Source organism: Natrinema gari JCM 14663, assembly GCF_000337175.1.
GTDB classification, from domain to species: Archaea; Halobacteriota; Halobacteria; order Halobacteriales; family Natrialbaceae; genus Natrinema; species Natrinema gari.
Genome location: NZ_AOIJ01000038.1, coordinates 24,135 through 36,102, shown reverse-complemented (window position 1 = coordinate 36,102; position 11,968 = coordinate 24,135). Strand labels below are relative to the sequence as shown.

Sequence of the window (11,968 nt, the reverse complement as noted above, 5' to 3'; positions counted from 1 at the left end):
CTTTGGGCTCGTTCAGGTGATGCGATCTACGCAGCTCGGACGGTTTCGTGGGGGGATATCGCGACGGACGTTCATCGCGGCGACCGGTGGCACCGGACTGACCGGGCTCGCCGGCTGTCTCGGGGACGATACCGACGGGGCCGACGAGACGGGAACGGCCGAGTCGGACGACACCGACGGCGAGACTCTCTCGGGCGAGGTCACGGTCACCGGCTCGAGTACGGTCTATCCGATCTCGAAGGAGATGGCCGATCGGTTCATGGCAGCCCATCCCGACGTCACCGTTCGGGTGGAACCGACCGGCAGCGGCGGCGGGTTCGAGGGACACTTCTGTCCGGGCGAATCCGACATCAACGGTGCCTCGCGACCGATCACGTCGGCCGAGACCGACCACTGTGGTGAAAACGGCGTGACGCCGCTCGAGTTGCAGATCGCGGGCGACGCGCTCACGATGGCTATCAGTACGGAAAACACGTGGGCCGACTGCCTGTCGTTCGCCGAACTGGCCCGGATCTGGAGCGAGAACGGTGCCGAGACGTGGGCCGACCTCGATCCCGACTGGCCTGCCGAACCGTTCGAACGCTACGGCCCGGATACGACGTCGGGAACCTACGACTGGTTCACCGAGACCGTCGTCAGCAGCGCCGGCCCCCATCGATCCGACTACGTCAGCACCGAAGACGACGAGACGATCGTGCAGGGCCTCGAGGAGAGCCCGTACGCGATCGGCTACTTCGGCTACTCCTACTACGCACGGAACGCCGACCGTATCGATGCGCTGCGGGTCAAACGCGGCCCCGACGATTCGTGTGCCGAACCGAGCCTCGGGGCGGCCCGCGACGGCACGTATCCGATGGCTCGACCGCTGTTTATCTACCCCTCCGAGGAGGCGCTGGCTCGCGAACCGGTCGCCGAGTTCGTCCGCTTCTATCTCGAGAACGCCACCGCCGACTGGATCGCCGACGACATCGGCTACGTCCCCTCGAGCGACGACCAGTCCGAGACGAACCTGGAGCGTCTCGAAGCGATCGTCGACGACTAGTCACTGTGGTACCGGATTCGTCGGCTGTGGTGCGATTCGATTAGCCAAGGGTCGACGGTTCGCCGACGCTCGCCAACGCCGGAGCCGCCGTCCTGTTTTTCCGATCGCGTATCCGCGGGCGCGGTACTCATCCCTGGTCGTCCGGCTCTCGACTCGAGGTCGACACCGTTGGCCTCCCGTGACTGCCCGCCATGTCTCGATCGGTTTTCGGCCCCGCTCGTCTATATATGCCATATTGTATTCATCCGAATAGCGGGCGAACTGTATTTCCGACAGGCATCGCTAGGTTGGTGGGGGACAACCATTGTCATATGTATGCGTTCGATACACCGCTCCTGGTGCTGGGCCGGTCCCCATCGGACGATCGCATCAGTACATAGCTCTATATAGCTATCATAGTAGTCTACTTACCTACTCTGTGACTTCGATTCGGTGATGTCGAGAGATTCCACGGCGTCTTTGCCGGCCGGACTCGGTCGGCGTGATTTTCTCGCCGCGGCAAGTGTTGGCCTCTCCGGCGGGTTGGCCGGTTGCACCGGCCTTTTCGCCGCTGAGGGCAACAACGTAAACATCGCGGGGAGCAGTACCGTCTTCCCCGTGACCGAGGCGATCGCTTCCTCGTTTTCCGAGGCGAATCCCACCATCAACCTCTCGCTGAGTAAGACCGGAACCGGCGGTGGGTTCGGGAACTTCTTCTGTGCGGGACGGACCGACATTAACAACGCGAGTCGGGCGATCGCCGACGCCGAGATCGAACAGTGCGGGAACAACGATGTCACGCCGGTAGAGTTTCAGGTCGCGACCGACGCGCTGACGGTCGTCGCCAACCCCAACGCCGACTGGGTCGACTGTCTCACCGTCGAACAGCTCCGGGAGATCTGGCGCGCCGACGGTGCGACCCACTGGAGCGATATCAACGAGGAGTGGCCCGACGAACCGTTCGAACTGTACGGGGCCGCGACGACCTCGGGGACGTTCGACTACTTCAACGAGGCCATCATCGGCGAGGAGGCAAACCACCGCAGCGATTACCACGCGACCGAGCGCGACCGAACGATCGTTCAGGGGGTACAAGGCTCGGAGTACGCGATGGGCTACTTCGGCTTCTCGTACTACAGCGAGAACCCGGACTCGATCAAGGCGATCTCCGTCGACGACGGCGACGGCTGTGTCGAGCCGTCGATCGAGACGGCGATGAACGGCGAATACACGCCCCTCTCGCGACCCCTGTTCATCTACGTCGCCAAGGAGTCACTCGAGAAGGCGGCCGTCCGTAACTTCGTCCGGTTCTACATGAAGCGGGCCGCGACGGACCTGGTCTCGGAAGTCGGCTATGTACCGCTCGCCGAGGACAAACGCGACGAGAACCTCGAGACACTCGAGACCACGATCGAGGAGGTGACGGCATGAGCCAGCCGGACTTCTCCCACGACGGGATCCGCACGGCGCGGGGCACCGCGTTCCGCTATCTCTTCATGCTGTGTGCGCTCCTGTCGATCCTGACGACCGTCGCGATCATTCTGACGCTGCTCGTCGACGCGGTCGACTTCTTCGCGCAGGTTTCGCTCGTCGACTTCCTCACCGGCACGCGCTGGAGTCCGACGAACGAGCCGATCGCCTTCGGCGTCCTCCCGCTGATCTCGGGGACGCTGGTCATCACGATCGGGTCGGCGATGGTCGCGCTCCCGATCGGACTGCTAACCGCCATCTATCTCAGCGAGTACGCCTCCGACCGACGGCGGGCGTACCTCAAACCGGCGCTCGAGGTACTCGCCGGCGTCCCGACGGTCGTCTACGGCTACTTCGCGCTGGTCTACGTCACGCCGGCGATCGACGCGATCCTGCCGGTCGATCTCTCGACGTTCAACGCGCTGTCGGCCTCGATCATGGTCGGCATCATGATCATCCCGATGGTGTCCTCGATCAGCGAGGACGCGATGAGCGCCGTCCCGGACTCGCTGCGCCAGGCCAGTTACGGGCTCGGCGCGACGAAGTTCACCGTCTCGACGTCGGTCGTCGTACCGGCGGCGCTGTCGGGGATCTTCTCCTCCTTTATCCTCGCGCTCTCGCGGGCGATCGGCGAGACGATGATCGTCGCCATCGCCGCGGGCCAGACGCCTCGGATGATCGACCTGACCGATCCGGCGGGGATGTTCCTCGATTCGATCCAGCCGATGACCTCCGCGATGGTCCAGATCGGCACCGGCGACATCGTCGGGCAGGGCCCGGCGTACAAGAGTCTCTTCGCGGTCGGGCTGACCCTGTTCGTCATCACCTTCGTCATGAACCTGATCAGTGAACTCGTCGCGTCGCGGTACCGGGAGGTGTATCGCTGATGGCGGCCGACACCGGAGAGACGCCCGCCGACGGCTTCGGGCGCGTCAGTCGGACGAAAGACGTCGTATTCCGCCTGCTCGCGCTCGCGGCGACGCTGATCGGCATCGTGTCGCTCGCGGCGTTGCTGTTGAACGTCGCCGTCGACGCCGTCGGCTGGCTCGACTGGCAGTTCCTCACGAACCCGCCACACCCCAACCCCTACGAGGCCGGGTTCCTGCCCGCGCTCGTCGGCTCGATCGCGATCATGCTGATGATCGCGCTCGTCACCTTCCCGCTCGGCGTCGGTGCCGCGGTCTACCTCGAGGAGTACGCCAACGACGGCTACCTCACGCGATTCATCCAGCTTAATATCGCGAACCTCGCGGGGGTCCCCTCGGTCGTCTACGGCCTGTTGGGGCTGGGCCTGTTCGTGGGCTTGTTCAACATCGGCTACGGGAACGTACTGGCGGCCGCGTTTACCATCGCCTTGCTCATCCTGCCGATCGTGATCATCTCCGCACAGGAGGCGATTCGGGCCGTCCCCGACTCCCAGCGACAGGCGTCGTACGGGATGGGCGCGACGAAGTGGCAGACGATCCGCAACGTCGTCTTGCCCCGCGCGATGCCCGGCATCATGACCGGGACGATCCTCGCACTCGGCCGCGCGATCGGCGAGACGGCACCGCTGATCATGATCGCCGCGCCGACGACGGTCTTCGGGCTGCCCAATAGCTTCTTCAGCAAAGTCAGCGCCATGCCGCTCCAGATCTACAACTGGGCGTCATATCCCCAGACGGAGTTCCAGTACGGCGTCGTCGCTGCCGGCGTCGTCACGCTACTCGTCGTCTTGCTTACGATCAACTCGATCGCGATCGTCATCCGGAACCGGTATCAACAGCGCACCTGACAATGACTAACGAACAGATGACTTCCTCGGAAACGGAACCGACCGACGACCAGACCGCCCCGACGCCGGGCACCGACGGCCTCGCCGATACCGCCGATTCCGGCGGGGAAACGACGTTCGACCGAACGCTACTCGAGGCACGGGACCTGAGCGTCTACTACGGCGAGGAGCGGGCGCTCGCCGACGTGGATATCGAAATTCCCGAAAAGCAGGTCACGGCGGTCATCGGCCCGTCGGGCTGTGGGAAATCCACGTTCCTCCGGTGTATCAACCGGATGAACGATCTCGTCGACAGCGCTCGTGTCGAGGGCGAACTGTGCTTCGACGGGAAGAACGTCTACGACGACGACGTCGATCCCGTCGCCCTACGCCGGAAGATCGGGATGGTCTTCCAGTCGCCGAACCCGTTCCCCAAGTCGATCCGCGACAACGTCGCCTACGGACTCAAAGTCCAGGGGAAACAGGAAAACGTCGACGAGAAAGTACACACCGCCCTCGAGCGAGCGGCGCTGCTCGACGAGGTCGAAGACCAACTGGACTCGAGCGGGCTGGACCTCTCGGGTGGGCAACAACAACGCCTCTGTATCGCCCGGGCGATCGCGCCGGACCCGGACGTGATCCTGATGGACGAACCGGCCTCGGCGCTGGATCCGGTCGCGACCTCGAAAATCGAGGACTTGATCGAGGACTTGGCCGAGGAGTACACGGTCGTTATCGTCACCCACAACATGCAACAGGCGGCCCGCATCTCGGATAAGACAGCGGTCTTCCTGACCGGCGGCGAACTCGTCGAGTTCGACGATACCGACAAAATCTTCGAGAACCCCGAGCACGACCGCGTCGAGGACTACATCACCGGTAAGTTCGGATAACCGGCTCGTCGCGTGCCGTCCGGTCGCGGTTTCGACCGAGTCATCGTCGCGTCGCACCCGTGCGGGAGTGGGAGTCTCCCGACCGAGACCCTCTGGCGGGCGACTAATTGTATCTGGCTGACCATGCCGCTTATTATCGGGTATCGCATGGTCTCGAAAACCATGGTCGCCACCGGGGTTCACATCCTGCTCAGTCTGGCACTGATTTTGGTTCTCCGTCGGCCGGGACGACCCGAGCCATACCTCGTCGGGGCGCTCGCCGCCGCCGTCCCCGATAGCGACACGTTCGTGTTTCGGCCGCTGGTCAACAGCGGCTACGTCGAGGGTGTTCTGTGGAGCCATCGGGGACTGACACACTCGCTGCTCGGTGGGATCGTCGTGGTCGCCCTCCTCTCGTCCGTCGGCCCGTGGCGACCCGCTGCCATCGGATTCGGTTCCCACGTCGGCTTCGATTTCCTATCCGGCGGCGTCCGACTGCTTGCTCCCCTCGATCGAACGCTGTACGGACTTTCGTTCGATTGGCTACTCCTGAACGCGCTGACATCGGCGGTCGCTGTAACCGTCATTCTCGGCGGCTTGCTCGGCAGGAAATACGGCCTCGAGACCCGAACCGGGTCATATACGGCGAAGCCGATACTCGAGTGGTTCCGATAACCAAACGCCCTCCGTCGGTGGAACCGCCAATCGGGACTGTCGGAGACGACGAGCACGGGGCCCGTGGGGACGGCGATAGAGGCGGTATCGCACGCAGTCTTTATGGCGGATGGGCAGGTTGCAACCAATATGGCCAGACAATCCTACCAGGAAAAGCTCACGGAACTCCGTGAGGACGTCCTCTACATGAGCGAGGTCGTCATGGAACGGCTTCGAATGGGCATGGACGCCCTCGAGCAGAAAGACGAAGCTCTCGCCCGCGAAGTGATCGAGGGTGACGGCGAGATCAACCGGATGTATCTCGATCTCGAACAGGACTGCATCGACCTGCTCGCGCTGCAGCAGCCGGTTGCGAGCGACCTGCGGTTCATCGCCGCCTCGTTCAAGATCATCACCGACCTCGAGCGGATCGCTGACCTGGCGACCAACCTCGGCGAGTACACGATGGACGCCAAGCGGGATCTGTTCCCCGATGTCGACGTCCAGGAGATGGGCGAGTTGACCCTCGACATGCTCGAGGACGCGATGCTCGCCTACGACACCGAGGATACCGACAGCTGTCGCGAACTCGCCGCCCGCGACGACGAACTCGACCAGTTCGCCGAACGGGCCAGCGAGATCGTCGTCCGAGACCTCATCGAGCGCGAACTCGCCTCGACGGAGGAGGTTGAACAGATTCTACAGGACGTGTCGCGGCTCCTGTTGACGATCCGTGACTTGGAACGCGTCGGCGATCACACCGTCAACATCGCCGCGCGGACCCTGTACATGGTCGAGAACGACGACGAACTCATCTACTGAGGAAGTCGGGGACGGTGCCCCACCGGACACCGAACGGTCTCACTCGCTCGTTTCGTTGCCGCTTTCGTTCCCGTCGGACTCGTTGCCGCTAGTCTCGTTCCCGCTGGTTTCGTTGCCGGCGGTTTCGTTCCCGCCGGTCTCGTTGCCGCCACCACCGCCGGTGCCGCTCGCGATCTCCAGATCGCCGCGCATCTGGGCCTCGTGGGGCTGACAGACGTACTGGTACATCTCGCTGCTCGCCGTAATGTCGAGCATCTGACTGTCGTCCGGCTCGGTCACCACTTCGGTCGAGAGATCGCCGATCACTTCGTCGTTTTCGTCCCTGATTTCCATGTTGTGTGGCTGCCCGTTGCCTTCTGTCCAGCCGATCGTGTAGCTTTCGCCGTCCTGTAGGATGAGCGTCGGGTTCTCTTCGCCCTCGATAGCGGACGGGGCAAGGCCTTCCCAGTGGCTGGTCTGACCGCTGAACTCGATCGTCGTGTCGGGTTCGATCTCGTACCCGTCGCCGCCGCCGTTGCCGTTACCGCCGCCGTTGCCGTTACCGTTCCCATTGCCGTTGCCACCACCGCCACAGCCTGCGACGAACGCCGTCGACGCCGCAACACCGGTCAGCTGAAGCATTCGCCGTCGGGATAACCGATCGTCTCGTGCCATCGAGTTGACTTTGCGCTCAACGGGAATAGTCGAATACCCGTCTACTGCGTGGGAGTCAAGTACGGGGCGGTTTGAGGCAGCCTCTCGACGGGTTCGGATTCCGATTGGCGTCGCGTCGCTCAGGAGAACAGGGAGTGGTCGTCAGTCGGCGGTTGTCCCCCGATGTCGCTCCGGAACGCGGGTCAGCAACTGGGCCGTATCGACGACGTTGCGCGTCTCGAGCAGGAGTTCGGCCGCCTCGCGGACCGTAAACTCGGCCTCAAGGGCCACGCCGTGACAGCGCGCATAACACTCGAGCCAGCGGTTCATCGCGTCCTCGAGTGCGGCGAGTTCGGATCGCGTGAACGGGACCATGCGACCGCCGGTCCGGGCCTCGACGTAGAGCCAGATGGCCGGCCCAGCACCCTCGCGAAGATAGATCTCGGCGTTGTCGGAGCCCGGGTCCGTGTCCGTCGAATCGTCGGGGCCGCGGTCGTCGAACGCCGCCCGCTCGCGCTCGGCGCGGCGGGCGAGTGCGGCGATGCGAGGGCCGTACCGGCTCATTCTACCCCTCGCGATACTCGACGCCTTTGCCGCCGCGGGGATGTTCCCACTCGGTGTCGGCGACGATCGCACAGGTCCCACACTCGACGCAGGGCTGGGTGTCGAGACTGACCAGCGTTTCCTCGGTCCCGTTGGTCGTGACCGCCTCCGAGCGGTAGCAGCCGCCGCCGAAATCCCGCGCACTGACCGGGCAGGCGGTGACCGCCGCGCCGCTGGCCGCGGCCGACTCGTCTCTGAGTTCGATGTGGGGATTGCCGACGTCAGTATCGTAGGTGAGGTCGCCGATGCGCTCCTCGAGCGTCGGCGGTTCGATGTCGCTTTCCCAGTGGATGGTCTTGCCGTGTTCCTCGGCGATCAGCGTCGGCAGGGAGATGTAGCCGGTTTTCGTATCCGGCAGCATCGATACCAGAAACGGCGAGTTGTACGCTCGCTGGAGCAGGCGGTCCGCGATCGGGTTCCCGACCGCGAGCGAGCCGATCGGCGACGCGAGCACTCGCTCGACGGCGTTGGTCACGGTGTCGCGCTCGCCGACGGTTCGGGCGAGATCGTACCGGCGGGGCCGGAGTTTGGCCATCGTGCCGGAGTCCTCGAGCAGTGTGGTGTATCGCCGCCCGGCGGCCGCCGGGTCGGCGGTGCCGCGGGTGATAGCGAAGGCGTCGGCCGCGAGCGCGCCGGCGGTGACGGCGTGGTTCATCCCCTTGATAATCGGTCCCTGGGCCTGCATCTGACCGGCGGCGTCGCCGACGAGGACGAGGCGGTCGCGGTAGGGCCGGCGGTGGGCGACCTTCTTCGAGTCGGGAACGAGCTTCGCCGCGTACTCGCGCTCGTGATACTCGTTTTTGAACCAGCCGGCGAGCAGCGGGTGGGTCAGCAGGGCGTCGAGCAGTTCGTGGGGTTCGGCCGATTGCTCGACGAGACTGTCGAGGTGAAAGACGGTCCCGATAGACAGCGAGTCCGCGTTGGTATAGAGGAACCCGCCGCCGCGGACATCTTCGAAGAGGTCCCCCGAGAACAGGTGGGCGGCCCCCTCCTCGGGGCCGATGTCGAACCGGTCATCGATCGCGTCGGGAGCCATGTCCACGACGGCCTTGACCCCCTGGAACCACTCCTCGGGCTCCGCCCAGTCCATCAGTCCGGCGTCGCGGGCGAGTTCGGAGTTGACGCCGTCGGCCGCGACGATCAGGTCAGCCTCGATCGGCTCGAGTTCGTCACAGGTGACGCCGACGATCTCGCCGTGGTCGCGGAGCAAGCCGTTCACCCGCACGTTCGTCAGAACGCCGCCGCCGGTCGCGCTCGTCTTCTCGTGGACCCGCGTCTCGAGCCAGGAGTCCATGTCACGTCGGAGCACGGAATCACACCAGTCAGTGTCGTGCTCGTGGAGATCAGTCAGGTCGTAGGTCTTGACCGAGTTCCCGGCCACGTTGTGGATGTAGTAGTCCGTGACGGGACGTTCGGTCGCCGCCTCCCGGAAGCCGTCGAAGAGGTCGTCGAGCGTATACGGCGCGGATTCCTCGGCGTAAACCAATCCGCCGGAGACGTTCTTCGAGCCCGCTTCGGGGCCCCGCTCCAGGACGAGCGTTTCGACGCCGTGATCGGCGAGCCGCGCGGCCGCCGCGGCCCCGCCGGGTCCACAACCGACGACGACGGCCTCGTAGTGTTCGTGGTCGTCAGTCATCGCCCTCACCCCCGTCGGCGACGGCCTCGGGCTCGAGGGCCGTCTCGCCCGCTTCGATCGCCTCGGTCAGCCGCGGTAGGACCTCGAAGAGATCCCCGTGGATGAAGTAATCGCTGAAGTCCCTGATACGGGCGTCGGGATCGGTGTTGATCGCGATGATCGTGTCCGACTCGTCCATGCCGACCTTGTGCTGGACCGCGCCGGAGACGCCGGCGGCGATGTAGACGTCCGGCGCGACGACCTGGCCGGTCTCGCCGATCTGTCGTTCCTCCTTCGAGTACGCCTCGACGTGCCCCTCGAACTGATAGGAGGAGGTGACGATCCCCCGCGTGATGCCGAGGGCGGCGTCCTCGAACGCGTCCACGAGGTCGAGACCCAGTTCCATCCCCTCGGTCGGGGCGTCGGCGATCCCGCGGCCGAGACAGACGATCACGTCGTGCCCCGTGAGGTCGATGCCGGCCTCGAGGCGGTCGTGTTCGGCGATTCCGACCCGGAACCAGTCGTCGGCCAGTTCCATGTCGTGTTCGACGACCAGCCCGTCGCGGTCGGCGTCCGGCTCCATCGGGTCGAAGCTGCCCGGGATGACCGAACACCCCTGCGGGTGGAAGTCTCGGTTCGGGTTGTCGAGACAGAGGATCGTCGAGTACTCGAACCCGGAGAAGTCGGGTCGCTTCATGTGCAGCACCTTCTCGACGGTCTTCTTGACGCCCGGTTCACCGGTCTTGACCGGGTTGGAAACGTCGCTTTCCTCGATGAACAGGTCCGAACAGTCCGAGGCGAGCCCGGAGTCGAGTTCGGCCTGCACCTTCGCCGAGAGATCGCGGCCGTTGTTCGTCGCCGGGAACAGGATATAGCGCGGCTCGTCGTACTCGCGCCAGTCGGTGCTCTCGACGGTCCCCTCTCCCCGAGCCATGTGGGCCGCGATCTCGGTGTAGGGTTTGTGCAGGAACCGCTCGAGGCGCTCGTCCTCGTGATAGACCGCGACATCGGCTCCGGAGGCAATGCACTCCTCGGCGAGGGCCTCGCAGTCGTCGCCCATCAGGAACGCGACGACCGCCTCCTGATCGCCGTAGTCCGCCTCGAACTGATCCATCAGGTCACGGCCTTTGCCCAGCATCTCCCGCGAGACGTCGAGCAACTCCCCGCCCTGCGTCTCACAGAAGATCCACATGTCCGCGTAGTCGCCGTCCTCGAGCGCCCGGACGTGTTGCTTGTCACGGGTGGGGTGGGAGAGGACGTCGTCCTCCCCCGGGTCTTCCCCGTCTTCCTCGCCCGGCTCGGTCTCCGCGTCGTCGGCTTCGGCGTCGTCCCCGTCCGTGCGCTCGGCGTCATCGTCCACGTCAGCTTTCGTCTCCTCGTCTTCGCCTTCGGGTTCGGTGTCCCCTTCGACGGCGTCGCTCTCGGCGTCCGATGCGGGAGCGATCTCCTCGAGCTTCCGGTGGATCGCCTCGCGAGCCGTCGCCCGGTCCTGACCGGCCCGCTCCGCCTCGAGCACCGACTGCAGTTCGTCCGCGTCGTCGATCGTCTCGAGTGCCGCAGTCAGTTCGTCGACCGTGTGGTCGTCCGGATCGATCGCTGTCATTTCAATCACCCGCCCCCGCGGCGAAGGGATGCATCTCCTCGAGTACGTCGCCCATATCGTCCTCGTCGGGATCGATCATCGTCGCCTCGCGTTCGGACGGGGCCTTCGGGATCGGATCGACCGACGAGACGATCGTCGGCGAGCCGTCGAGTCCGATGTAGTCGGGGTCGAGGTTCAGATCGGCGTGATCCCACGTCGTCAGGTGGGCGTCGTGATTCGCCGCGCGCTCCTCGGTTTCGGCCCGGAGTCGCTTGTGCGTCAGCCGGTGGGAGGCCGTCCGATAGGTCGGCTCGAACTCGGGATCGGTGACGACGAAACAAGGCAGGGGCGCTTCGACCGTCTCGACCTCGTCGATATCGCCCTCTACGAGTCGTTTCGCACGAAGAGTCCGCTCGTCCGGGTCGATATCGAGGGCGATGACGTGCGTGACGATCGGCCACTCCATCGCCCAGCACGTCTGCGGGCCGGTCTGCCCCGTCTCGCCGTCCGCCGTCTTGAACCCCGCAAAGACGAGGTCGATGTCGGCGACTTCCTCCTGGTACGTCTCGAGGCCGGCGCTCAACGTGATCGCCGTCGCCCACGTGTCGGAGGCGGCGAGTTCACGGTCCGAAAGCAGGTAGCTGTCGTCGGTGTAGACCGACGCCATCGCCTCTTGTAGGACCTCGCCGTACCCTGGCGGCCCCATGCTCATGCCGCTGACGTGGCCACCGTGGCGGACCGTCGTTTGGAGCGCGGCCTGCAGCGCGACCTCGTCGTTCGGATTCATCACTGTCGGCGTCTTCCCCCGCTCCAGATGACCGTCCTCGTCGAACGAGACGGCCCCCTCGGAGAAGTCCGGGACGCCTTTGGTCAGAACGATTGATCGCATGACTCCTCCCGTGGGTGTATGTCTATATTTAGCATGCCTGTCGCCCCCTATCAG

At 64.8% G+C, this 11,968-nt stretch carries 12 protein-coding genes; 7 read left to right on the top strand and 5 right to left on the bottom strand.

What is annotated here, in order from left to right:
- Nucleotides 1–19 precede the first annotated feature (19 nt).
- The 7 genes from C486_RS04705 to phoU all read left to right on the top strand — a co-directional run bounded on the left by C486_RS04705 (nucleotide 20) and on the right by phoU (nucleotide 6,592).
- Nucleotides 20–1,042 carry a PstS family phosphate ABC transporter substrate-binding protein gene (locus tag C486_RS04705; protein ID WP_008453593.1) on the top strand — a complete coding sequence of 341 codons (1,023 nt, stop codon included), beginning with the start codon at nucleotides 20–22 and terminating at the stop codon, nucleotides 1,040–1,042.
- Nucleotides 1,043–1,477: 435 nt separating this feature from the next.
- Complete coding sequence (locus tag C486_RS04700; protein WP_014863757.1) at nucleotides 1,478–2,452, top strand: PstS family phosphate ABC transporter substrate-binding protein; 975 nt, start codon at nucleotides 1,478–1,480, stop codon at nucleotides 2,450–2,452.
- On the top strand, nucleotides 2,449–3,378 hold the full coding sequence (gene pstC / locus C486_RS04695; protein WP_008453590.1) for a phosphate ABC transporter permease subunit PstC: 930 nt from the start codon (nucleotides 2,449–2,451) through the stop codon (nucleotides 3,376–3,378). The genes C486_RS04700 and pstC overlap by 4 nt, the downstream gene beginning before the upstream one ends.
- Nucleotides 3,378–4,265 (top strand): phosphate ABC transporter permease PstA, encoded by an 888-nt coding sequence (gene pstA, locus C486_RS04690; RefSeq protein ID WP_008453589.1) that lies wholly within the window; start codon nucleotides 3,378–3,380, stop codon nucleotides 4,263–4,265. Before pstC ends, pstA begins: the two co-directional genes overlap by 1 nt.
- 2 nt (nucleotides 4,266–4,267) lie before the next feature.
- A complete protein-coding gene (pstB, locus tag C486_RS04685) occupies nucleotides 4,268–5,137 on the top strand; it encodes a phosphate ABC transporter ATP-binding protein PstB (protein WP_049888181.1) in 870 nt (289 codons plus the stop codon).
- 162 nt (nucleotides 5,138–5,299) lie between these two features.
- Nucleotides 5,300–5,791 carry a metal-dependent hydrolase gene (locus C486_RS04680; protein ID WP_049910173.1) on the top strand — a complete coding sequence of 164 codons (492 nt, stop codon included), beginning with the start codon at nucleotides 5,300–5,302 and terminating at the stop codon, nucleotides 5,789–5,791.
- A gap of 129 nt (nucleotides 5,792–5,920) precedes the next feature.
- Nucleotides 5,921–6,592 carry a phosphate signaling complex protein PhoU gene (gene phoU / locus C486_RS04675; RefSeq protein WP_008453586.1) on the top strand — a complete coding sequence of 224 codons (672 nt, stop codon included), beginning with the start codon at nucleotides 5,921–5,923 and terminating at the stop codon, nucleotides 6,590–6,592.
- A gap of 39 nt (nucleotides 6,593–6,631) precedes the next feature.
- On the opposite strand, the gene C486_RS04670 is transcribed toward phoU, so the two are convergent.
- From C486_RS04670 to C486_RS04650, 5 genes are all read right to left on the bottom strand, one after another.
- Nucleotides 6,632–7,213: a plastocyanin/azurin family copper-binding protein gene (locus C486_RS04670; RefSeq protein WP_008453585.1), complete on the bottom strand. Its 582-nt coding sequence runs from the start codon at nucleotides 7,211–7,213 to the stop codon at nucleotides 6,632–6,634.
- A gap of 174 nt (nucleotides 7,214–7,387) precedes the next feature.
- A complete protein-coding gene (locus C486_RS04665; RefSeq protein WP_008453584.1) occupies nucleotides 7,388–7,789 on the bottom strand; it encodes a hypothetical protein in 402 nt (133 codons plus the stop codon).
- A 1-nt stretch (nucleotide 7,790) separates the two neighbouring features.
- Nucleotides 7,791–9,464 (bottom strand): FAD-dependent monooxygenase, encoded by a 1,674-nt coding sequence (locus C486_RS04660; RefSeq protein ID WP_008453583.1) that lies wholly within the window; start codon nucleotides 9,462–9,464, stop codon nucleotides 7,791–7,793.
- On the bottom strand, nucleotides 9,457–11,046 hold the full coding sequence (locus C486_RS04655; RefSeq protein ID WP_008453582.1) for an electron transfer flavoprotein subunit alpha/FixB family protein: 1,590 nt from the start codon (nucleotides 11,044–11,046) through the stop codon (nucleotides 9,457–9,459). Before C486_RS04655 ends, C486_RS04660 begins: the two co-directional genes overlap by 8 nt.
- Nucleotide 11,047: 1 nt before the next feature.
- Nucleotides 11,048–11,914: an electron transfer flavoprotein subunit beta/FixA family protein gene (locus tag C486_RS04650; RefSeq protein WP_008453581.1), complete on the bottom strand. Its 867-nt coding sequence runs from the start codon at nucleotides 11,912–11,914 to the stop codon at nucleotides 11,048–11,050.
- Nucleotides 11,915–11,968: the final 54 nt, after the last annotated feature.